The sequence below is a fragment of the Arthrobacter sp. 10N43 genome (assembly GCF_056394525.1).
In genome coordinates, this window is the sequence record NZ_JBFTIA010000012.1 from 46,943 (window position 1) to 68,880 (window position 21,938).

Genomic DNA, 21,938 nt, shown 5'->3' on the forward strand with positions numbered 1-21,938 from the left:
CCGCCTTAAATGGCGAAAGACCCGCCGAAGCGGGTCTTTCGCCGTCCCCCGGCGAACCGGTGGCGGGAAGTGGAGGGCCTACGGGGCCGTGACGGAGCGGTTCAGGATTCGCCCCCGTGCCGCTCGTCCCAGCGCTGCTCCAGGTTGCTCATGAACGAGCTCCGGGGTTTGCCCTGCTTGCGGCCGCCAGCTGCCCTGGCCTTGCCGACGGCGGAACTGCGCATTGTGGCGAAATAGACACCAGCGCCCATCACCACAAAGCCGAGGACTCCAACGAAGATGTTTTGCATCGAAACCCCGATTAACAACAACAGCACGCCCGCAAGTGTCGCGAGCACACCGATGACGAGGTGGCGGGTGGACCAAGATCGCCCTGGGACCGATCCCATCGAGTTTGCAAACTTCGGGTCGTCCTCATGCAGCTGCTTCTCTAGTTGCTCCAGCAACTTCTGTTCGTGCTCCGAGAGCGGCATCACGACCTCCTCATATCCGCCAACGTCCGGGCGTGACGTGGCCATTGCCCTAATCCCCTAACGCCCGGGCTTCCGAAGTGGTTCCCATTCACCGCCCTTGGTGAAGGGTCAATTCAAAAGTCCCGTGCCGGTCCTCAGCTGGCTGGGCCGTCCGCACGACCCAGCTGTCCTAAACCTAGGTATTAATAAGGATAGATTGTCGCGGCCTGTTCTGAAAGACAGTCTTAAGGCCCTGTCGCGTGCGCGGATGTCCGCGGCGTGACGGACGCACCAAATCCTTATCCGGGCTCGTCCGTGGGCGCCCCCGGATCCAGGAGCCGGGCCGGGAGAACTGACTTATTGCCGAATTTCCGGGTGACCGCGTCGAGGGCCTGTTCGGCGGCGCGCCAGTTGTCGTCGCGGCGGTCCAGGCTGAGCTGAAGAGGGGCGTCGGCAGCCTCTTCGAGCTGTTCGGCCCGGATGCCCACGAGCCGGACCGTCATGGGCCGGTCGCCCACCGATTCCAGGAGCTGGACGGCCACCGCGTAGAGGAGCTGGGCGCTGTCGATCGGTGTGCTCACGGTGCGGCTGCGGGTGATGGTGGAAAAATCGGCGTAGCGCAGCTTGAGCGCCACGGTGCGGGCATGCAGGCCGGCGCTGCGGAGGCGTTCCGCCGTCCGGTGTGAAAGGCGAAGCAGTTCACGGTGCAGCAGGGTGTCATCCGCGGTGTCAGTGGCGAATGTCTCCTCGGCTCCAATGCTCTTTTCCAGCCGGGCCGGCGTCACCGGGCGCGGATCGATGCCCCACGAGAGCCGGTATACGTGCTCTCCCGAGGCACCCAGCAGTTTCCGCAGCGAGGGCAGCGGCGAGGCGGCGACGTCCGCCACCGTCCGGATGCCCCTCCGGGCGAGTACTTCCACGGTCTTGCCGCCCACTCCCCACAGCGCACTGACGGGGAGGCTGTGCAGGTACGGAACAGTTTCCTCCGGCGTGATCAGCAGCAGCCCGTCCGGCTTGCACCGGGTGGAGGCGATCTTGGCCACAAACTTGCTGGCGGCAATGCCCACCGACGCCGTGATTCCCAATTCCCGGACGACGCGGGCCCGGATGAGTTCGCCGATCTCACGGGGCGGACCGAGCCGCCGGATGGCTCCCCCGACGTCCATGAACGCCTCGTCCACGCTGAGCGGCTCGACGAGATCGGTGATGGAACCAAAGATTTCCATGATCTGGCCGGACACTTCGTAGTAGAGCTTGTGCCGGGGCTCGATGATGACCGCCTGTGGGCACATGCGTGCCGCAACCACCATGGGCATGGCCGATCTGACGCCAAAGGCCCGGGCCTCGTAGGAGGCGGAGAGCACTACAGAGCGGTCCGCGGGATAGCCCACAATCACCGGCCTGCCCTTCAGCTCGGGACGGCTGCGCAACTCCACCGAGACAAAGAAGGCGTCCATGTCAACGTGCATGATGCTGCTGCGCCGGAGTTCGAGCAGGGATTCCCCGCTGAGGCGCGCAGCAGGCTGGACAGCTGGCTGATCTTTGAGCTGGATCCGTGGCTGTGAATTCGACGCTGCCGACACCGGCTTCGACACCGGATTCGACGGCGGATTCGGCACCGGATTCGACGACGGATAGTGGCGCACATTCCCCTGCGCCCCCTGCTGATTGTCTGCGTCCGGCCCCACGTCTTCAATCCTATGCCCGGGGACTGACTAAACTGGAGGCTGATTCCGCGTCAACACCGTGTCAACACCAGGAGGAAAATCCCTGTGAAGGTATTTGGACAGCGCAAACGTGCCGCAGCGGCCCTCGCGGCGGCGGGCACGTTATTGGCCTTGGCGGCATGCACGCCAGCCGGCAGCGGGAGCCCGGCGACGTCGGCGTCGGGCTCCTCCGCATCGCCGCAGTCCTCCACCACGGCTCCTCCCAGCCCCTCCGCGGAGCCCGGCACCTCGGCCACGGTCGGCGCCCTGGTTCCCGGCTTCCCGCAGGCGCTCCTGCCACTCATGCCCGGAGCCAAGGTGGTGTCCAGCAGCTTTGACAAGACAACCGTGCCGGCAACCGTGGCACTGGTCGGCAGCATCACGGCCCCTGCCGCAGACGTCCTGGCCTTCTATACCAAGGGGCTGGAGGCACAGGGTTTCAAGGCGGTGCCCGGTGAATCCGTAGGCGCCGTGCCCTCCAAGGACTTCCTTCGCGGGGACAACGAGACCGTGAACATCTCCGTCATGGAGAAATCGGGTGTGTCCACCTTCACCATTGGCGCGAACGTGGCTGCCGAGTCCGTCAAGTGAGTCTCGCTGAACAGCTGCGGCTCGAGCAGGCGGAGTTCGTGGCCGCCGTCGCCGGCAAGCTCACGGATTTCCTGACCAGCCGCCAGGCCGTCATGTCCTCGATCTCCCAGGACATTGATCCGCTCATGGGCTCGATCTCAAACCTGGTCACGGGCGGAAAGCGCCTGCGGGCACTCATGTGCTATTGGGGCTGGCGTGGCGCCGGCGGCGAGGCCGGCGCGGCTGAGGTGGTCACGGCAGGCTCGGCCCTGGAGCTGTTCCAGGCAGCGGCCCTGATCCACGATGACATCATTGACCGCTCGGATACCCGGCGGGGCGGCCCCAGCGTCCACCGCCGGTTCATCGAACTGCACGAGGCCCAGGGCTGGGCGCTGGACAGCGAGCGGTTCGGGCATGCGGCGGCCATCCTGACCGGCGATCTCTGCCTGTCCTTCAGCGAGGAATCCTTCACCGAGATCGGACACCGCGCCGCCTCCGGCAGCCCGGCCCGGCTCATCTTCAACCTCATGCGCGCCGAAGTGATGGCCGGGCAGTACCTGGACATCCTGGAAGAGGTCGCCGGGCCCAGGCGGGACCGTGCGGGTGCGGTCAGCCGGGCCCAGTCCATCATCCGGTTCAAGTCGGCCAAGTACTCCACCGAGCATCCACTCGCGCTTGGCGGCGCCCTGGCCGGCGCCGGCGACGAACTGCTGCGCGGCTATTCCGCTTTTGCGCTGCCGCTCGGCGAGGCGTTCCAGCTGCGGGACGATGTCCTTGGCGTGTTCGGCGATCCTGTCACTACCGGCAAGCCTGCCGGTGACGATCTCCGTGAGGGCAAGCGCACCGTCCTGGTGGCCTTCGCCCTGGACCAGGCATCGGCGGACGAATCGGAATTCATCGACGCCAAGCTGGGCAGCCCCGATCTCAGCGATGCGGACATCGAGGAGATCCGGCGGATCATCGTGGACTGCGGCGCGCTCAACGCCACGGAAGTACTGATCGAGGAGTTCGGCAAGGCGGCCTTCGCCGCCCTGGACCTCCTGCCACTGGAGGAGCTGCCCAAGACCGCGCTCCGCAGGCTGGCCGAGGCAACGGTGAGCCGCGCCGCCTAGCCCGGGCCAAGCCCAGGGCAAAAACCAGGACAAAAAACCAGGGACGAAACCGGCCAAACACCAGCTTAAAACGCAGCGGGCCGTGCACAGCGACATGAGCTGTACACGGCCCGCAATGGCACCCTGCAGGGATGCTGCCGGCTTATTGAAGGCGCCGGCCGGCCCCTACCAGGCCAGTGACTGCGCCCTGCGGCGGATTTCGGTCTTGCGCCCTTCCCGGAGGGCGTCGATCGGCCGGCCGCGGAGGGACTCGTCCGGGGTAAAGAGCCAACTGATCAGTTCTTCGTCCGAGTATCCGGCGTCCGAGAGGACAACGATGGTGCCCTTCAGGCTTTCCACTGCGTGCCCGTCCTGGATGAAAGCCGCAGGCACGGACCGGATGCGCCGGTCGCCGATTCTCACAGCCGCCAGCGCACGCTCGTCCAGAAGTGCATGGACTTTGGTAATAGATACATTCATAAGCTGTGCGACATCGGGCAGGGGCAGCCATTCGCCCACGAGGCTTTCTACATTACTCACGGATAAAGATTGCCACGGCCGGTGCCCCGCCGCCTAGTCGGCAGCCGCGGTAATGACGGCCGCGGCCGTGCTTCACCCCGCCTGCCGGAATGCCGCCCGGGTCCAAACGGGACTCCGCGGGACGTCTTTTTGCCGACACTCCGCCGGAGGCTGGTTTGCGGAATGTCAAAGGGTTCTTGTGCTAATTGCCAATTCATGAGACATTCACATAGATCACATTTGTAACAGAAATAACTTTTGTCACACTGGTAACACCAGTTATACCGGCCTGACCGCAGCGTTGCCGCTGAGAAGAGGATCTTTCCAATGACAACCTCACGTTCGCCACAGCTCCGTCCGGGGCGCAGCCTGCCGCTGATCGCGGCGACGACGGCGGCGCTTCCCGCCGTCGTGCTTTCCTCCCTGGCGATCGCCCAGCCTGCCGCGGCCGAATCGCGCACCCGTACGGTGCCGGCCACCCTCGCGGCCGCCATGCGTGCCCAGGCGAAGGCAGACACGGCAACAGCCCTGAAGGCGGCGGTGATCCCCGCGGCCTCCGTCCCGGCAACACTGCCAAGCGCCATGCGGCCCGCTCAGTCTGCCGTTCCCGCCGTGTACACGATTGCCCGCGGCGACACCATCAGTGCTGTCGCCGGCCGCTACGGCCTGGACACCTTTGCCGTGCTGAAGCTGAACAATCTGCAGGCCAACACCATCATCTACCCGGGGCAGAAGATCAAGCTCACGGGTTCGGCTCCGGCGCCGGCAGCCACTCCGGCCGCCCCGGCCACGTCCGCCCCCGTTACGGCCGCCTCCGGTGGCGGCACGGTCTACGTCGTGAAGCCGGGCGACACGCTGAGCGGCATCGCCGCCCGCCACGGCGTCGGGCTGTCCGAGGTCTTCAAGTGGAACGGGCTTGGCATGGGTTCGGTGATCTATCCCGGCCAGAAGGTCAAGGTCGGCGGCGGTTCCAGCACCCCGGCGCCCTCCGCTCCGGTTGCCACAGCACCGGCGACGTCGGCGCCCAAGCCGGCAAGCTCTGGCTCGTACACGATCAAGGCAGGCGACACCCTCTCCGGCATCGCGGCCCGCAACAACGTCAGGCTCTCGGATGTGCTCTCGGCCAACCGGCTGACGATGTCGAGCATCATCTACCCGGGCCAGAAGCTTGCCATCCCCGGCGCGTCGACTATCGCACCGGCGTCGAGCACCCCGACTGCAACCGCACCCCTGGTGCCCAGCACGTTCCTCGGGTTCAGCTACCCGGCCGCGGTGGTCAGCTCGGCCAACCAGAACAAGGCGCTGCTCAACGCCTCTCCGGTCCCCAGCCGCCAACAGATGAAGTCGATCGTGGCGGACACGGCGCGCCGCATGGGCGTGGACGCCAGCCTCGCGCTGGCATTTGCCTTCCAGGAGTCCGGCTTCGACCAGCGCGCGGTGTCACCGGCCAATGCGATCGGCACCATGCAGGTCATCCCGTCCTCCGGCGAGTGGGCCTCGGACCTCGTGGGCCGCAAGCTGAATCTGCTGGACCCGTACGACAACGCCACGGCAGGCATCGCGATCATCCGCCAGCTGGTCCGCACCAGCCCCGACCTGGATTCGGCGATCGCCGGCTACTACCAGGGCCAGTACTCGGTCAGCCAGAATGGCATGTTCGAGGACACCAAGGGCTATGTCGCTGCCATCAATGCCAACCGGACGCTGTTCCGCTAAATTGCATAGCCACCCCACGCTCCAGCACGGCGGAGCGTGACGCTACGGGCCCGGATCGCATGGTGATCCGGGCCCGTTCCGTTCAGCGACTACGATTGTAAGGTGCAAGAATACGTGTCGGACGCTCTCGTCGGGAACCTGGTGGACAACCGCTACCGGGTTCAATCCAGGCTCGCCCGCGGTGGGATGTCCACCGTGTACCTTGCCACGGACCAGCGCCTTGAGCGCGATGTCGCGCTGAAAGTCCTCCATCCCCACCTGGCCGACGACCCGCAGTTCCTCGACCGGCTGGGGCGCGAGGCCAAAGCTGCCGCCCGCCTCTCCCACCCCCATGTGGTGGGTGTCCTGGACCAGGGCGAGGACGGCCGGCTCGCCTATCTGGTCATGGAATTCATCAAGGGCCACACGCTCCGGGACGTCCTCAATGACAAGGGTGCCCTGTCGCCGCGGCTGGCCCTGGCGCTGATCGATCCGGTGGTCGAAGGACTGGGCGCCGCGCACGCCGCCGGCATGATCCACCGGGACATCAAGCCGGAGAACGTCCTTATCGCCGACGACGGGCGGATCAAGCTCGGCGACTTCGGCCTGGCCCGCGCCATCTCGACGTCCACAAGCACCGGGGCCTTGATCGGGACTGTCGCCTACCTCTCCCCCGAACTGGTCCTGGGCAAGCAGGCAGACGCCCGCAGCGACATCTATTCGGTGGGCATCATGCTCTACGAAATGATCACCGGCCGGCAGCCGTTTGACGGCGAGGTGCCCATCCAGGTGGCCTACCAGCACGTCAATGCCACCGTGGAGGCTCCCTCCGTTGCCGTACCCGGGCTGGCCGCGGAGATCGACGAACTTGTCCAGTGGTGCACGGACAGGGACCCGGACAAACGCCCCGTGGACGGAAGCGCCCTGCTGTCCGAGCTTCGGCACATCAGGACCAACCTCAGCGACGCCGAACTCGACCTCCAGCCTCCGGCCGCCGTCCGCAACCCGCTGCCCGCGGTGGCGGCAGCCCCGCCGGGCCGGACACCCGGCGGCGCGGTCCCGGCGTCGGACGCGCAGGACACCGCCCAGGACACTGCCCATGTGCAGCCGCCCACGGAAATGCCCACCGAGATGTACGGCAGCTTCGCCCAGCCCACGGAGATGATCGCCCGCGCCGGCGGCAACCCGACCACCGTGATGTCCAATGCCCCGCGGCGGCCGGCGTACGGGCCCTTGTCCACCCCGGACGAGTCGGCCTACGACGGCGCCGGCGGATATGAGGATCCGGCGGAAGTCGCAGTTCCGCCCAGCAAGCGTATCCAGCGCAAGCTGGACCGCGACGAGGAGAAGGCGCGCCAGCGCGCTGCGGCCACGCCCACCAAGACCCTGCACGAGGGGAACCCGCGGCGCCGCGGACTGCTGTGGATTGTCCTGCTGGTCGTCGCGGCGCTGCTCGCCGCCGTCGCCGGCTGGTTCTTCGGCATGGGTCCGGGCTCGCCCGGCACGATTCCCCCGGTAGCCAACAAGACCGTTGCCGAGGCCCAGGATTTGCTCCGCACCGCCGGATTCCAATCCACCGTCAAGGATGTCTACGACGACGACGTCTCGCCGGGCCTGGTGGTCGGCTCGGAACCGAACGCCGGAGAAGTCATCCGCAAGTTCCAGCCGGTGTCCCTTGCCGTGTCCAAGGGGCCAGAGCTGTTCCCGCTCCCGGAGCTCACCGGCAAGACCCTGGACGAGGCCAAGACAGCCCTCAACGGCGCCCAGATGGCGCTGGGCCCGGTTACCGAGACGTTCGATGAATCGGCACCTGCCGGCACCGTCCTGGCCCAGGCGCCGCGCAGCGGCAACCCGGTCAAGCACGGGACGCCCGTGGGCCTCACGGTCTCCAAGGGCCCGCAGCCCATTCCGGTTCCGGACGTCCGGGGCCAGGAGCAGGGTGCCGCAGTCAAGGCCCTCGAGGCTGCCGGGCTGAAGGCCGTGGTGGCCCCCGAGCCCGTCAACGACAAGAACGTGCCCAAGGGAGCCGTGCTGGCACAGGACCCGGCCTCCGGCAACCTGACCAAGGGCGGTGCCGTCACGCTGACCATCTCGAAGGGCCCCAAGCTCGTCGAGGTACCCAGTTTCATCGGGAAACAGGCCAAGGAAGCCAAGCAAGCCCTCGAACAGCTCGGCTTCGAGGTCAAGATCGATGAGATCCTGGGCGGATTCTTCGGAACAGTCCGCGCCCAGGATCCGGTCAACACGAGCGTACCGGAAGGCTCACTGATCACGCTGACTGTCGTCTGACCGGAGGCGCCAGCCGTCGACAGCCTGCCCCGAGCTGGCGAAACAGACCGCACAGGCCCACCGCACAGGCCCGCCACACAGAAAAGCTCCGCCCGGCTGGATCCAGCTGGGCGGAGCTTTTCTATGTGGTGGGCGGCTGTTCCCTAGCGCTTGGCGAGGGCGCCGGCCACAAGGAACGCCATTTCGAGCGACTGCATGTGGTTCAGTCGCGGATCGCAGACCGACTCGTAGCGGTCAAGGAAGGCTTCCTGGTCGATCGGGTCTGCCCCGCCGAGGCACTCGGCGACGTCGTCGCCCGTCATCTCCACGTGCAGGCCGCCGGGAACGGTCCCCAGCGCGTGGTGGACTTCGAAGAATCCGCGGACCTCGTCGATGACGTCGTCGAAGTTGCGGGTCTTGTAGCCGTTCGGCGAGGTGACCGTGTTGCCGTGCATGGGGTCGGTGACCCACAGGACCTGTGCCCCGGAGGCGGTGACGCGCTCGACGATCGCGGGCAGCTTCTCGCGGATGTTGCTGGCGCCCATGCGGGTGATGAAGGTGAGGCGGCCCGGTTCCCGCTCCGGATCCAGCTTGTCGATCAGGCGCAGGGCGTCGTCTCCGCTGGTCGAGGGGCCGAGCTTCACGCCGATCGGGTTGCGGACGCGGGAGAGGAAGTCAACGTGTGCGTGGTCCAGCTCGCGGGTGCGCTCCCCGATCCACAGGAAGTGCGCCGAGGTGTCGTAGGGCAGTCCGGTGCGCGAGTCGATGCGGGTCAGGGCGCGCTCGTAGTCCAGCAGCAGGGCCTCGTGGCTGGAGAAGAACTCGACGCGCTTGAGTGCCTCGAAATCGGCGCCGCAGGAGGACATGAACTTGATGGCGCGGTCGATGTCCCGGGCCAGGGACTCGTAGCGGGCGTGGGCCGGGTTCTCGGTGAAGCCCTTGTTCCATTGGTGCACCAGGCGCAGGTCAGCGAAGCCGCCCTGGGTGAAGGCGCGGATCAGGTTCAGGGTCGAGGCGGAGGTGTGGTACGCCTTCAGCATCCGGCCGGCATCGTGGGCGCGGGATTCGGGGGTGAAGTCGTAGCCGTTGACGATGTCGCCGCGGTAGGCCGGCAGGGTGACGCCGTCGCGCGTTTCATCGTTGGAGGACCGGGGCTTGGCGAACTGACCGGCCATGCGGCCCATCTTGATGACGGGCATGGCCGCACCGTAGGTGAGGACGACCGCCATCTGCAGGATGGTCCGGACGCGGGCGCTGATCTTGTCCGCCGTCGCGGCCTCGAAGGTCTCGGCGCAGTCGCCGCCCTGGAGCAGGAACGCCTTGCCCTGCGCGGCGGCGGCCAGCCGTTCGCGCAGGATGTCCACTTCGCCGGCGAACACGAGGGGCGGGAGGACGGAAAGTTCCTTGACGGAGGCCTCGAACACTGCCGGGTCCGTCCATGTGGGCTGCTGCGATGCCTGGAGTTCCCGCCAGTTGTCCAGTCCGGGATAGTTGGCGGCTCCGCTCTGGGCGGTGCTGGTCAGCGGGGAAACTGGTTTCTCAGATAGCTCGGTCACCTTCTAAGGATAGTTGCCCCGCGGAAGTTCAGCGGCCCGGCCTGTCATTGACAGCTCGGTTGCCGTCATATGGAAGCTGTGGCGCCCCTCAGGCGGTCCCGGGAACCTCCGGGCTGTCCTCTCCGGGCCTTGTGTCGGGCCTTGTCTGGGGCGTTGTGTCGGGAGCTGATTCCTGCGCAGCATCAGGGCCGGAGGGGGCAGTGTCCGGGGCGGCGTCCTGCGCCTTGCCGGCCATGCGGAGCTTCACGACGGCGGCGTACTCGTCCACGTATTCCTGGCCGGAGAGCCGCATCAGTTCGTACATGATCTCGTCCGTCACCGAACGCTGGACCATCCGGTCATCCTCCATCCCGTAGTAGCGGCTGAAGTCGAGTGGTTCGCCGAAGATCATGCCGATGCGGCGGATGTTGGGCACTCGCTTGCCGATCGGCTGGACTTTGTCCGTTCCGATCATTGCCACCGGGATGACCGGTACCCGGGCCTGCAGCGCAAGGCGGGCAACGCCCACCTTGCCTCGGTAGAGGCGCGCGTCGGGGCTGCGTGTCCCCTCGGGATAGATGCCCATGAGCGAGCCGTTCTTAAGCACTTCCATGCCTGCGTTCAGGGACTGCGCGGACGCGGCTCCCCCGGACCTGTCCATGGGGAGCTGGTTGGTGAGCCGGAAGAACGCAGCGGTCAGCCTGCCCTTGATCCCAGTGCCGGTGAAATATTCGGATTTCGCCAGGAAGACCACCGGCCGCGGCACCATGACCGGCATGAAGATGGAATCCGAAAAGGAGAGGTGGTTCGAGGCCAGGATCGCGGCACCCTGGGCCGGGACGTTGTCCAGGCCCTTGACCCAGGGCCGGAACAGCAGCTTCAGCACTGGTCCCAGGACAAACGTCTTCATGAACCAATAAAACACTCGGTGACCTCTCCGGAAGGCGTCTGGCCGGCCGCCCAAATCGGGCCCGGCCAGGACTTCAATGGACACCTTACTCTAGTGAGTTTTGCCGCCAAGGGTGACACGATGGGCTCATGACTGAAAGCAGCACTCCCCCGGCGCCCGCCGCTTTCAGCTACCCCGGCCACGGCCCCAACGCCCGGACCGGCGTGGCCATCTGCCACGGCTTCACGGGCAGCCCACTCAGCATCCTGCCCTGGGCGCAGCATCTTGCCGACCAGGGTTTCGCGGTATCTGTGCCGCTCCTGCCTGGGCACGGCACCCACTGGCGCGACCTCGCACGGCGGGGATGGCAGGACTGGTACACGAGCTTTGAGACGGCGTACCTGGACCTGTCCGCCCGAACCAGCACCTGCTACGTCGCCGGGCTGTCCATGGGCGGCACCATCGCCCTGCGTACGGCGGCCCGCCACAGCGTGGCCGGCGTGGCCGCAGTCAATCCCGGCTTGAGCTTCTATGACCGCAGGGTCAGGGTGGTGGGACTGCTCAAGTACTTCCAGCGCACCACCACGCCGATCCAGGAGGCGAATCCCACGGCGGCCAGTACGGACGACGGCGACTACTCCCTGACGCCGCTGGCCGCCGTCCACCAGCTGCGCCGGCTGTTCTCCGCAACCCTGCGGGACCTGCCCGCTGTCCAGGCCCCGGCCCTGGTCTTCAAGTCCGACACCGACGCCGTGGTCCCGCCGTCGTCCCTGGCCCTGCTGCGCAGGCGGCTCGGATCCCGGGACCTGACGGTGGTTCCCCTACCAAACAGCGGGCACGTTGCCACGCTGGATGCCGACGCGCCGCTACTCTTTGAGGAATCGGTGCGTTTCTTCCTGCAGCACGCCCGGGCCACCCAGACACGATCCACCATGCCGCCCCCCGCACCCTCGGAGACCCCATGAGCATCCTCCCGGACCACTCGCCGTTCAGCAGCCCGTACACCGGAACCGGTCCCCGGACCGGCGTCGTGGTATCCCACGGCTTCACCGGCAGCCCGCATGGCGTGCGGGACTGGGCGTTGTCACTGGCCGCGGCCGGGTTCGCCGTCCGGCTGCCCCTGCTCCCGGGCCACGGAACAAACTGGCAAGAGCTGGCCAGGACCCGCTGGCAGGACTGGCACGAAGCCCTGGACGCGGCCTACCTCGAACTTGCCGGGGAATGCGACGTCGTCGTGGTGGCCGGGCTGTCCATGGGCGGTGCGCTGGCATTGCGGATCGCGGCCACCCGGCCCGTGGCGGGAGTCGTGGTGGTCAACCCCGGCCTGGTCATCGATGATCCGCGCGCCCCGCTGGCCGGCGTCTTGAAGTTCGTCCTCAAGAGCACCCCCGCGATCGCCAATGACATCCTCAAACCGGGCATGGATGAGGGAGCGTACGCGCGGACTCCGGTGGCGGCCGCGCACGAGCTCAACAAGATGTTCAAGGACACCGTTCGGCTGCTGCCCCGCATCACCGCGCCCGTCCGGGTCTACCGTTCAGCGGTGGATCACGTGGTGTCCGAATCCAGCATGGTGGCCCTGCGCCGCGGGTTGACCAACGCCCCGCTGGAGGTGGTCCGGCTGGAAAACAGCTACCACGTGGCTACCATGGACAACGACGCGCCCGAGATCTTCCGTGGCACGGCCGACTTTGTCCGGTCCGTGGCATCCCCGGCCAGCCCGGACGCCGCCCGCGCCAGCCGGAAGGACACGGCCAATGACTAAACCGGACCCCAGCGTCCCGGACCCCGAGACCCCCGACCCGGAGACACCGGAGCCGGACCCCGCCGATCCCCTATCTCCCGCACCGGATGCTTCCGGCGTTCAGCCCTCCGGCGAGGCCCCGTCCCAGGCCTCCCAAGCCAATGAGTCCCCCGCCAATGGGTCCCCGGCCAATGAGTACCCGGAGTCCGCCGCCGCGGACGCGCTGTCCGCAGATGCAGTCTCCGAAGGTGCACTGTCTGCTGATGACGACGCCGTGTGGCTGGATCTGGTCGCCCGGCTGGAAGGCGTAGGGGCGGAGGCGGACGAGGCGACGGGAGGGCTGGCCGGCGGAACGGGCAGCACCGGCGCCGGCTCCAGTTCTCCGGCGGCCAGGACATTCCGCGATTTTGACCCGCTGGGCCTGGCAGGTGCCGCGCCGATCGAGCTCTCGGCCAAGGAGCGGCAGTCCCCTGCTCCGGGGAAGCCCGCGGCTGCCAGCAGCAGCGACGTTCCGGACACTGCCGCCGGTCCCCGCGACTATGAGCCCGAGGACGACGACGGCGCGTTCGTCCCGGAGGAGCCGCCCAGCCTGGCCGGGGCGGACCCCATGACCGTCCTGGCCTGGCTTGGCGCGGTGGGCGGCCCGATTGCCCTGGTGCTTGCGGCGATGTTCTGGCGGTCGGCACCGCTGCTGGCGATCCTTGGCATCGTGGCCGTGTTCGCGGCGTCGGTCGTATTCCTGATCATGAAGCTCCCGGACGAGAAGGACGAGCACGACGACGGCGCGCGGGTGTAGTCCCCGCGGCCACCGGGTCCACGCGTTTCCGGCTGCCATAGCCGCGCCCCTGCCTCGGGTGTGACCTACGTGTGCATGCGGCTGCTGACCCGGGAGAGGTCGGCCGCGCCGATCAGCCCGGCGTTCGGTCCGAGGGCCGCAAGCTCGATTTCGGCGGCAGGCCGGAAGCCACGGCCGGTGAGGTTCCGGGCGAAGGCCTTCCGGGCGGGTGCGACGAGCAGCTCGCCGGCATCACAGAGTCCGCCGCCGATCACGAACTTCCCCGGGTCCAGGGCCGCCGCGAGGTTGGCCAGGCCAAGGCCCAGCCATTCCCCCACGTCCTCGAGGAGTTCGCGGGATGTCGGGTCCCCGGCCTTGGCCAGTTCGGTCACGATCACACCCGTGATGCGTCCGACGTCGCCGTCGACAGCCTTGAGCAGTTCCTGGGCCACCGGGGAATTCGCGGCGGCCAGTTCCCTGGCCTCACGGCCGAGGGCATTGCCTGAGGCGTACTGCTCCCAGCAACCCCGGTTGCCGCACTCGCAGCGGTGGCCGCCCGGCATGATGATCTGATGGCCGAACTCCCCGGCCACACCGAAGCGGCCGCGTTCCACCCGTCCGTCCATCACCATGGCGCCGCCGATCCCGGTGCCCAGGGTGATGCAGACCAGCCGGTCCTGTCCCTGCCCGGCGCCGAAGCGCCATTCCGCCCAGGCGGCGGCGTCGGCGTCGTTGGTCAGCAGGACGGGGCGGCGCAGCAGCCGCTGCAGGTTATCGCGCAGGGGTTCATTGCGCCAGGCCAGGTGCGGGCTGAAGAGGACCGTCGCGCCATCCAGGTCCATCCAGCCGGCGGCGCCGATGCCGACCGACCAGATCCGGTGCCCTGCGCCCAGTTCTTTGACCAGTTCGACAATGACCTGCTCCACGGCGCGCGGGTCGTTGCCCGGGGTTAAGCGTTTCGCCTGGCTGAGGATCCGGCCGTCGGCATCGACCACGCCGGCGGCGACCTTGGTTCCCCCGATGTCGACGCCGATCGCCAGGCCCTTGCGGCCGAGCCGCAGCGGTGAACGAAGGTCGTGCCCGGCCGCGGCGGCCGCTCCGGCCAGGGCCCGGCTCCGCCAGGCGGCGGTCCGGCGGCGCAGGCCGGGCTGCCGGCCGGGTGTTGGTGTCTGCATGGTGCCCCATTCTATTCGCCGGGGTCCACACAACCGCGCAGGCGAAGCAGCATGACGTCGGTGCACTACACCACTGCCTGAGGCAACAACGCGGCCCTGCCGCCGACGTTCCCGGCACTCCGGACTGGCGGAACGGCGGGCCTGACCGTAAAGTTACTGGCCAGTAGGTGTCGCAGAACACACCATCCCGGGACCGCATACTAGGCTTAGCGGTACCCGTTGCGGGCCTATGGATACCAAAGGAGCTGTCGTGCGAGAAATGATTGTCCCGCCCCTGGTGAATGTCGATCCGGACACCAACGTCACCGATCTCGTGGTGCGCCAGGCGGCCAAGGCCTCCAACCCGGCCCTGTTCTCACGGCTCGATGCGGCAGGCCAGTGGCAGGACGTCCGTGCCACGGATTTCCTGGCCGACGTCACGGCCCTCGCCAAGGGCCTCATGGCCAGCGGCGTGGGCGCCGGCGACCGCGTCGGCATCATGTCCCGCACCCGGTATGAATGGGCCCTGATCGACTTCGCCATCTGGTTCGCCGGCGCCGTCTCAGTCCCGATCTACGAAACGTCCTCCCCCTCGCAGGTGGCCTGGAACCTCGGCGACTCCGGCGCCGTGGCCGCATTCGGCGAATCCGCGCACCACGAGGACATCATCCGGCAGGCAGCGACCTCCGAAGGGCTCACCGCCCTGCAGCACGTCTGGCAGCTCGAGGGCGACAGCCTGGACGAGGTCCGTGCGGCGGGAGCCGGCATCAGCGACGCCGAGCTCGAGGCGCGGCGCAGCCAGGCATCCCTGAGCGACATCGCCACGATCATCTACACCTCCGGAACCACCGGCCGGCCGAAGGGCTGCGAGCTGACCCACGGCAACTTTGTGGAACTCTCCGAGAACGCCCTGGCCACATCGCTGGGCACGATTGTGCACGAGCAGGCCAGGACCATCATGTTCTTGCCATTGGCGCACGTCTTCGCACGCTTCATCTCCGTGCTGGCCGTGGCCGCCGGCGTCACGGTGGCGCACACACCGGATATCAAGAACCTGCTGCCGGATCTGCAGAGCTACAAACCGACCTTCATCCTCGCCGTCCCGCGCGTCTTCGAAAAGGTCTACAACTCCGCCCTGACCAAGGCCGAGGACGGCGGCAAGGGCGCCATCTTCCACCGCGCCGCGGACACCGCCATCGAATTCTCCCGGGCGCGGCAGGCCGGCAAGGTGGGCCTCGTGCTGAAGCTCAAGCACGCCTTGTTCGACAAGCTCGTCTACGCCAAGCTCCGGGCCGCCATGGGCGGGCACGTCTCCCACGCCGTGTCCGGCGGCGGCCCGCTGGGTGAACGGCTGGGCCACTTCTTCCAAGGCATCGGCATGCAGATCCTGGAAGGCTACGGGCTGACCGAAACCACGGCGCCGGTCACCGTGAACACCCCGGACCTGATCAGGATCGGTACCGTCGGCGCCCCGATCCCGGGCAACTCCGTCAGGATCGCGGACGACGGCGAGATCCTCGCCAAGGGCGTATGCGTCATGCGCGGCTACTACAAGCGCGATGACCTGACCGCCGCGACGTTCGACGACGGCTGGTTCCGCACGGGCGACATCGGCCAGCTGGACGAGCAGGGGTTCCTGACCATCACGGGGCGCAAGAAGGAAATCATCGTCACGGCCGGCGGCAAGAACGTGGTCCCCGCCCTGCTGGAGGACCAGATCCGGGCGGACGCGCTCGTCTCGCAGGTGCTCGTGGTGGGCGACAACCGCCCGTTCATCGGCGCCCTCGTGACGCTGGACGAAGAAGCCCTTCCCGGCTGGCTGGGCCGCCACGGGCTCCCGGCCTCGACCTCGCTTGCCGAGGCTGCCGAGAACCCCGCGGTCAAGGCCGCCGTCCAGGAACTCATCAACCACGCCAACCAGTCGGTGTCCCAGGCCGAGGCGATCAAGTCCTTCCGGATCGTGCCGGCCGACTTCACCGAGGCCTCGGGCCACCTGACCCCCTCCATGAAGGTCAAGCGCGCGCAGGTGCTCAAGGACTTCGAGAACGTGATCGAGGAAATGTACAGCGCCAAGCGCACCACCCTCGCCTAGGCCGCGCCCACGCGTTGTTGTGCGTGAAACGCAGAAGGGTCCTTCCAGCTTTTGCCGGAAGGACCCTTCTGCGTTAAGCCGGCGAGGGTTGCTGTGCCCCCGCTGTTCGGCTGCTATTCAACGACCAGCAGCAGGTCCCCGCCCTGGACCTGTTCGATCGCGCCGACGGCGAGGCGCGCCACGGTGCCGGCCACCGGCGTCGTGATGGATGCCTCCATCTTCATGGCCTCGATCGTGGCAACGGTGTCGCCGGCCTTCACGGTGTCCCCTGCCTTGACGGTCAGGGTGACGGCGCCGGCGAACGGCGAGGCCACCTGGCCCGGCTGGGAGGTGTCGGCGCGTTCGGCCGCCTTGACGTTGCTCACCACGGAGCGGTCGCGGACGACGACGGGCCGGGACTGTCCATTGAGCGTGCACATGACCGTGCGCATGCCCTTCTCGTCCGGCTCGGAGACGGCCTCGAGCGAGGCGATCAGGTGGACGCCCTTTTCGAGCTCGATCTCGTGCTCCGCGCCGCGCTGCAGCCCGAAGAGGTAGTCGCGCGTGTCCAGCACCGAAAGGTTGCCGTAGGACTCGACGCTCTTCAGGTAGTCCTTGGTGGGACCGGCGAACAGCAGGCGGTTGAGCGTGCCGCGGCGGGTCTTGGAGTCGGCGTTCAGCCCGGCACTGTCCTCGGCGCTGAGTTCGACGTCGCGGACCTTGATGGTGCGGCCCTGCAGGGCCTTGGTCCGGAACGGCTCCGGCCAGCCTCCCGGCGGGTCGCCGAGCTCGCCGGAGAGGAAGCCGATCACCGAATCCGGGACGTCGTACTTCTGCGGGTTCTCGTTGAAGTCCGCGGGATCGGCGTTAAGGCCCACCAGGTGCAGGGCGAGGTCGCCCACCACCTTCGACGACGGTGTCACCTTCACCAGGCGGCCGAGGATCCGGTCTGCCGCGGTGTACATGTCCTCGATCGCCTCGAACCGCTCGCCAAGGCCCAGCGCCATTGCCTGCTGGCGCAGGTTGGAGAGCTGTCCGCCCGGAATCTCGTGCTGGTATACCCGGCCCGTGGGCCCCGGCAGTCCGGACTCGAACGGCGCGTAGACCCGGCGGACGGCTTCCCAGTACGGCTCAAGGGCACAGACGTTGGTGAGGCTGAGCCCGGTGTCACGCGGCGTGTGGGCCAGCGCGGCGACAAGGGCCGAGGCCGAGACCTGGCTGGTGGTGCCGGCCAGGGAGGCCGAGGCCACATCCACGGCGTCCACGCCGGCGTCCACGGCCGCGAGGAGCGTGGCCAGCTGGCCGCCTGCGGTGTCGTGGGTGTGCAGGTGGACGGGGAGGTCGAAGCGCTCCCGCAGCGCCGAAACGAGGCGCGCCGCGGCAGCCGGACGCAGCAGCCCGGCCATGTCCTTGATCGCGAGGATGTGTGCCCCGGCGTCGACGATCTTCTGCGCCAGCTCCAGGTAGTAGTCCAGGGTGTAGAGCGTCTCGTCCGGATCCAGCATGTCCGCGGTGTAACAGAGGGCAACCTCGGCGACGGCGGTGCCGGTCTCGCGGACGGCCCGGATGGCCGGGGCCATCTGGTTGACGTCGTTGAGGGCATCGAAGATGCGGAAGATGTCGATGCCCGTGGCGGCGGCCTCGTTGACGAACGCCACCGTGACCTCTTCCGGGTAGGGCGTGTAGCCGACGGTGTTCCGGCCGCGGAGCAGCATCTGCAGGCACAGGTTCGGCATCGCCTTGCGCAGGGCAGCAAGCCGGTCCCACGGGTCTTCGCCGAGGAAGCGCAGGGCGACGTCGTAGGTCGCCCCGCCCCAGGCCTCGACCGAGAGCAGCTGCGGGAGCAGCTTGGATTCGGCCGGACCGGCCGCCACGAGGTCGCGGGTGCGTACACGGGTGGCGAGCAGGGACTGGTGCGCGTCGCGGAAGGTGGTGTCCGTGACGGCCACGGCGTTCTGCGCGCGCAGGGCCCGGGCAAAGCCTTCCGGGCCGAGTTCCAGGAGCCGCTGGCGCGATCCCGGCTGGGCCTTGGCGTTATCGAGGGCCGGCAGCTTGTCCGCCGGGTCCGTGTGGACCTTCAGTTCGCCGTTGGGCTTGTTGACGGTCACATCGGCGAGCCAGGTCAGGAGCTTGGTGCCGCGGTCCGCCGAGACCCGCGCCTTCAGCAGCTGGGGCCGTTCGTCAATGAAGGAGGTGGCCACGTCGCCGGCGACGAAGTCGGCGTCGTCCAGGACGGCCTGTAGGAAGGAGATGTTGGTGGACACGCCGCGGATGCGGAATTCGGCCAGCGCCCGGCGGGCCCTCGCCACCGCGGCCGGGTAGTCGCGGCCGCGGCAGGTGAGCTTGACCAGCATGGAGTCGAAGTGCGGACTGATCTCCGCGCCCGAGTAGACGGTGCCGCCGTCGAGCCGGACACCGGCGCCGCCGGCTGACCGGTAGCCGGTGATCTTGCCGACGTCGGGACGGAAACCGTTCGCCGGGTCCTCCGTGGTGATGCGGCACTGCAGGGCGGCGCCCTTGAGCTGGACGGTCTCCTGCGAGAGGCCCAGGTCCGCGAGCGTCTCGCCGGAGGCGATGCGCAGCTGCGCCTGGACGAGGTCGACGTCGGTGACTTCCTCGGTGACGGTGTGCTCGACCTGGATGCGCGGGTTCATTTCGATGAATACGTGCTGGCCTGCGCGCTCCCCCACTGTGTCGACAAGGAATTCGACCGTGCCGGCGTTGACGTAGTTCAGCGCCTTCGCGAATTTGACGGCGTCGCGGTACAGGGCCTGCCGGATGCCCTCGTCGAGGTTCGGGGCCGGCGCGATCTCGATGACTTTCTGGTGGCGGCGCTGGATGGAACAGTCACGCTCGAAGAGGTGCATGACGTTGCCCTCGGCGTCGGCCAGGATCTGGACCTCAATGTGGCGCGGGCGCAGGACAGCCTGCTCAAGGAACATTGTGGGGTCCCCGAACGCGGCGTCGGCTTCGCGCATGGCGGCCTGCAGGGCCTCAGGCAGCGCCTCGCGGGTGTCGACGCGGCGCATGCCGCGCCCGCCGCCGCCGGCGACCGCCTTGGCGAAAATCGGGAAGCCGATCTCATCCGCTGCAGCAATCAGTTCGTCCAGGTCCTTCGACGGCTGGCTGGACTTCAGCACAGGGACGCCGGCCTTCCGCGCGGCCTCGAGGGCTGCAACCTTGTTGCCCGCCAGTTCCAGGACCTCCGCCGGCGGGCCGACGAAGGTAATGCCGGCCTCCTTTGCGGCACGCGCCAGGCGCGGGTTCTCGGAGAGGAAACCGTAGCCGGGGTAAATGGCGTCCGCCCCGGCCTCCTTGGCTACGCGCACCACCTCGTCCACGTCCAGGTATGCCCGGACCGGGTGGCCTTCCTCGCCGATCAGATACGCCTCATCGGCCTTCTGGCGGTGAATTGAGTTACGGTCCTCGTGGGGAAACACAGCGACAGTCTTGGCACCCAGCTCATAGCCCGCGCGGAAGGCGCGGATCGCGATTTCGCCGCGGTTGGCCACCAGAATCTTAGAAAACATACTTCTCCTGCATCATCGCGGGCGGTATCGGTAAGTGCTCACAGTGTCTAGGACCTGTGTGGGCAAACACAAATCATTGTGGCCACTGTCACAGCATTATCCGTCACGGACGCCGCGATAGGCAGGGCCCCAGCCTGAGAGCTTTCTCCGCCTGTCCGGTTCACGAGGTTCTGGCGCTCCGGGGGCGGATGAAACGGGTTTCGCCGGAGCATCAACATATGATGAGTGGGTGGGTGGCGCATGCACGCCCCGGCTCCGAAGAACGCAGGAGCCGGCACGACCCCGTCTCGGCAACCGGCGTTAGGTATTGGTTTTTCAAGTGCAAGTAGTGAGCATCAGCAGCCTCAAAGGCGGTGTCGGCAAGACATCCGTGACCACCGGACTGGCGTCGGCGGCATTGGCCGCCGGCATCCCCACACTCGTCGTCGACCTTGACCCGCACGCTGACGCCAGCACCGCCCTGGGCGTGAGCCCGGACGATCAGCTCGATATCGGCAGGATGCTCAGGTCGCCCCGGCGGGCACATCTGGCGGACAACGTGGTTCCCAGCGGCTGGGTGGAACAGGCCAGAACCAACGGCGCCAATGGCACAGCGCATTCCGGCGCGCAGGCTTCTGTCCTGGACGTGGCCGTGGGCTCTGCCTACACGGGTATCTACGACCGGCCGGATCTGGGCCGCCGCGACCTCCGCAGGCTCTCTGCGGTTCTGGCCGGTGCACAGAACTATGACCTGGTCCTGGTCGATTGCCCCCCGTCGCTGAACGGCCTGACCCGGATGGCGTGGTCCGCGAGCGACAAGGTGACCCTGGTGGCCGAGCCCGGGCTCTTCTCGGTGGCCGGCACGGAGCGCACCATGCGCGCCATCCAGCTGTTCCGCCAGGAGTTCGCCCCCAAGCTCTCCCCCGCCGGGATCGTGGCCAACCGGGTGCGCAGCGGCTCAGCCGAGCACACGTTCCGGCTCTCGGAGATGGAGTCCATGTTCGGCGACCTGCTCCTGAGTCCACACATCCCGGAGCAGGCCAACTGGCAGCAGATCCAGGGCGCCGCCCACTCCATCCACCACTGGCCCGGGGACTCGGCCAAGAATGCCGCCGCGCTTTTCGACGCCCTCCTGCAGAACCTGCTGCACCCCAACGGCCTGGCCCCTGCCGGCACGGTCCGCAACCGCAGCCTGCGCTAACCGGAACGGTTGGAACTGCCAACCCCGTTCCAGCGCAACGAATGAGGCCGCCTTCCCTGTTTGGGAGGCGGCCTCAGTCTGTTCTGTATCTGTAGCGATTCTGTATCTGTAGCGGTTCTGTATCTGTAGCGGTGGGCGCTAGCCGATCTTGCGGGCTGCGCGGCGCTTGCTCAACTCGTCGTCGGGAAAGGACTGCTCCGCGGCGTGTTCGCTGGGAAGAGCAGCGAGGCTTCCTTCCACCTCGCGCCAAACACGGCCTACGGCGATGCCGAACACCCCCTGGCCGCCCTGGACGAGATCGATTACTTCATCGGCCGACGTGCATTCATAGACGCTCGCGCCGTCGCTCATGAGCGTGATCTGGGCGAGGTCCTCGACGCCGCGCTCCCGCAGGTGCTCCACGGCGGTGCGGATCTGCTGCAATGAGACCCCGGTGTCCAGGAGCCGCTTGACCACCTTGAGGACCAGGATGTCCCGGAAGCCGTAGAGCCGCTGCGAACCGGAGCCGGCCGCGCCACGGACGGCGGGCTCGACAAGTCCGGTGCGTGCCCAGTAGTCGAGCTGGCGGTAGGTGATGCCGGCCGCCTTGCAGGCGGTGGGACCGCGGTAGCCCGCGTCTTCGTCCAGAACGGGAAGATCCTCGGTGAACAGCAGGCCTTGGGCACCGCTGGCGGGCACAGCAATGCCGGCCGTTGCGGCCTGCTTCAGCTCGCCTGCTTCGCCTTTCGGACTCACGTGGACCCTCCTTGTCGTGAGTTC

At 67.6% G+C, this 21,938-nt stretch carries 17 protein-coding genes; 9 read left to right on the forward strand and 8 right to left on the reverse strand.

Annotated elements, in window-relative coordinates; genetic code table 11:
* Positions 1 to 101 precede the first annotated feature (101 nt).
* Both AC1DDO_RS18620 and dinB read right to left on the reverse strand, forming a co-directional pair.
* Positions 102 to 473, reverse strand: coding sequence for a DUF3040 domain-containing protein (locus AC1DDO_RS18620; RefSeq protein WP_441410375.1), 372 nt, complete (start codon positions 471 to 473; stop codon positions 102 to 104).
* A gap of 278 nt (positions 474 to 751) precedes the next feature.
* Positions 752 to 2,005, reverse strand: a complete 1,254-nt coding sequence (gene dinB, locus AC1DDO_RS18625; protein ID WP_476868050.1) for a DNA polymerase IV — start codon at positions 2,003 to 2,005, stop codon at positions 752 to 754.
* Between the two features lie 219 nt (positions 2,006 to 2,224).
* On the opposite strand from dinB, the gene AC1DDO_RS18630 reads away from it, so the two are divergent.
* Positions 2,225 to 2,749 carry a hypothetical protein gene (locus AC1DDO_RS18630; protein WP_441410377.1) on the forward strand — a complete coding sequence of 175 codons (525 nt, stop codon included), beginning with the start codon at positions 2,225 to 2,227 and terminating at the stop codon, positions 2,747 to 2,749.
* Positions 2,746 to 3,840, forward strand: a complete 1,095-nt coding sequence (locus tag AC1DDO_RS18635) for a polyprenyl synthetase family protein (protein ID WP_441410378.1) — start codon at positions 2,746 to 2,748, stop codon at positions 3,838 to 3,840. The genes AC1DDO_RS18630 and AC1DDO_RS18635 overlap by 4 nt, the downstream gene beginning before the upstream one ends.
* Before the next feature lie 165 nt (positions 3,841 to 4,005).
* On the opposite strand, the gene AC1DDO_RS18640 is transcribed toward AC1DDO_RS18635, so the two are convergent.
* Positions 4,006 to 4,359: an Rv2175c family DNA-binding protein gene (locus AC1DDO_RS18640; protein ID WP_441410379.1), complete on the reverse strand. Its 354-nt coding sequence runs from the start codon at positions 4,357 to 4,359 to the stop codon at positions 4,006 to 4,008.
* 306 nt (positions 4,360 to 4,665) lie between these two features.
* Here AC1DDO_RS18640 and AC1DDO_RS18645 point away from each other — a divergent pair, with 306 nt between their 5' ends.
* Both AC1DDO_RS18645 and AC1DDO_RS18650 read left to right on the forward strand, forming a co-directional pair.
* Positions 4,666 to 6,054, forward strand: coding sequence for a lytic transglycosylase (locus AC1DDO_RS18645; RefSeq protein WP_476868019.1), 1,389 nt, complete (start codon positions 4,666 to 4,668; stop codon positions 6,052 to 6,054).
* Positions 6,055 to 6,156: 102 nt separating this feature from the next.
* Entirely contained in the window at positions 6,157 to 8,322 is a 2,166-nt protein-coding gene (locus tag AC1DDO_RS18650; RefSeq protein ID WP_476972476.1) for a Stk1 family PASTA domain-containing Ser/Thr kinase, read from the forward strand.
* A gap of 143 nt (positions 8,323 to 8,465) precedes the next feature.
* Here AC1DDO_RS18650 and AC1DDO_RS18655 read toward each other — a convergent pair whose 3' ends face one another.
* On the reverse strand, positions 8,466 to 9,857 hold the full coding sequence (locus AC1DDO_RS18655) for a class II 3-deoxy-7-phosphoheptulonate synthase (RefSeq protein WP_476868017.1): 1,392 nt from the start codon (positions 9,855 to 9,857) through the stop codon (positions 8,466 to 8,468).
* Positions 9,858 to 9,945: 88 nt separating this feature from the next.
* On the reverse strand, positions 9,946 to 10,761 hold the full coding sequence (locus AC1DDO_RS18660) for a lysophospholipid acyltransferase family protein (protein ID WP_476868016.1): 816 nt from the start codon (positions 10,759 to 10,761) through the stop codon (positions 9,946 to 9,948).
* Positions 10,762 to 10,874: 113 nt separating this feature from the next.
* Here AC1DDO_RS18660 and AC1DDO_RS18665 point away from each other — a divergent pair, with 113 nt between their 5' ends.
* From AC1DDO_RS18665 to AC1DDO_RS18675, 3 genes are read left to right on the forward strand one after another with little or no spacing between them, the layout of a single operon-like run.
* Positions 10,875 to 11,690 carry an alpha/beta hydrolase gene (locus AC1DDO_RS18665; protein WP_476868015.1) on the forward strand — a complete coding sequence of 272 codons (816 nt, stop codon included), beginning with the start codon at positions 10,875 to 10,877 and terminating at the stop codon, positions 11,688 to 11,690.
* On the forward strand, positions 11,687 to 12,490 hold the full coding sequence (locus tag AC1DDO_RS18670; protein ID WP_476868014.1) for an alpha/beta hydrolase: 804 nt from the start codon (positions 11,687 to 11,689) through the stop codon (positions 12,488 to 12,490). The genes AC1DDO_RS18665 and AC1DDO_RS18670 overlap by 4 nt, the downstream gene beginning before the upstream one ends.
* Positions 12,483 to 13,265, forward strand: coding sequence for a hypothetical protein (locus AC1DDO_RS18675; protein WP_476868013.1), 783 nt, complete (start codon positions 12,483 to 12,485; stop codon positions 13,263 to 13,265). The genes AC1DDO_RS18670 and AC1DDO_RS18675 overlap by 8 nt, the downstream gene beginning before the upstream one ends.
* A gap of 65 nt (positions 13,266 to 13,330) precedes the next feature.
* Here the strand turns inward: AC1DDO_RS18675 and AC1DDO_RS18680 are convergent, their stop codons facing one another.
* Positions 13,331 to 14,419, reverse strand: coding sequence for an ROK family glucokinase (locus AC1DDO_RS18680; protein WP_476868012.1), 1,089 nt, complete (start codon positions 14,417 to 14,419; stop codon positions 13,331 to 13,333).
* 250 nt (positions 14,420 to 14,669) lie between these two features.
* Here AC1DDO_RS18680 and AC1DDO_RS18685 point away from each other — a divergent pair, with 250 nt between their 5' ends.
* On the forward strand, positions 14,670 to 16,490 hold the full coding sequence (locus AC1DDO_RS18685) for an AMP-dependent synthetase/ligase (protein ID WP_476868011.1): 1,821 nt from the start codon (positions 14,670 to 14,672) through the stop codon (positions 16,488 to 16,490).
* A 113-nt stretch (positions 16,491 to 16,603) separates the two neighbouring features.
* Here the strand turns inward: AC1DDO_RS18685 and AC1DDO_RS18690 are convergent, their stop codons facing one another.
* On the reverse strand, positions 16,604 to 19,999 hold the full coding sequence (locus AC1DDO_RS18690; RefSeq protein WP_476868010.1) for a pyruvate carboxylase: 3,396 nt from the start codon (positions 19,997 to 19,999) through the stop codon (positions 16,604 to 16,606).
* 319 nt (positions 20,000 to 20,318) lie between these two features.
* Between AC1DDO_RS18690 and AC1DDO_RS18695 the strand changes: the two genes are divergently transcribed.
* A complete protein-coding gene (locus AC1DDO_RS18695) occupies positions 20,319 to 21,179 on the forward strand; it encodes a ParA family protein (RefSeq protein WP_476868009.1) in 861 nt (286 codons plus the stop codon).
* A 138-nt stretch (positions 21,180 to 21,317) separates the two neighbouring features.
* Here the strand turns inward: AC1DDO_RS18695 and AC1DDO_RS18700 are convergent, their stop codons facing one another.
* Positions 21,318 to 21,914 carry a MerR family transcriptional regulator gene (locus AC1DDO_RS18700; protein ID WP_441410391.1) on the reverse strand — a complete coding sequence of 199 codons (597 nt, stop codon included), beginning with the start codon at positions 21,912 to 21,914 and terminating at the stop codon, positions 21,318 to 21,320.
* Positions 21,915 to 21,938: the final 24 nt, after the last annotated feature.

What these genes read in the sequence shown, in the direction of transcription:
- AC1DDO_RS18620 (WP_441410375.1), bottom strand. Translation starts at nt 473, where the DNA reads ATGCCGCTCTCGGAGCACGAACAGAAGTTGCTGGAGCAACTAGAGAAG.
- AC1DDO_RS18645 (WP_476868019.1), top strand. Translation starts at nt 4,666, where the DNA reads ATGACAACCTCACGTTCGCCACAGCTCCGTCCGGGGCGCAGCCTGCCG.
- AC1DDO_RS18665 (WP_476868015.1), top strand. Translation starts at nt 10,875, where the DNA reads ATGACTGAAAGCAGCACTCCCCCGGCGCCCGCCGCTTTCAGCTACCCC.
- AC1DDO_RS18670 (WP_476868014.1), top strand. Translation starts at nt 11,687, where the DNA reads ATGAGCATCCTCCCGGACCACTCGCCGTTCAGCAGCCCGTACACCGGA.
- AC1DDO_RS18690 (WP_476868010.1), bottom strand. Translation starts at nt 19,999, where the DNA reads ATGTTTTCTAAGATTCTGGTGGCCAACCGCGGCGAAATCGCGATCCGC.
- AC1DDO_RS18675 (WP_476868013.1), top strand. Translation starts at nt 12,483, where the DNA reads ATGACTAAACCGGACCCCAGCGTCCCGGACCCCGAGACCCCCGACCCG.
- AC1DDO_RS18680 (WP_476868012.1), bottom strand. Translation starts at nt 14,419, where the DNA reads ATGCAGACACCAACACCCGGCCGGCAGCCCGGCCTGCGCCGCCGGACC.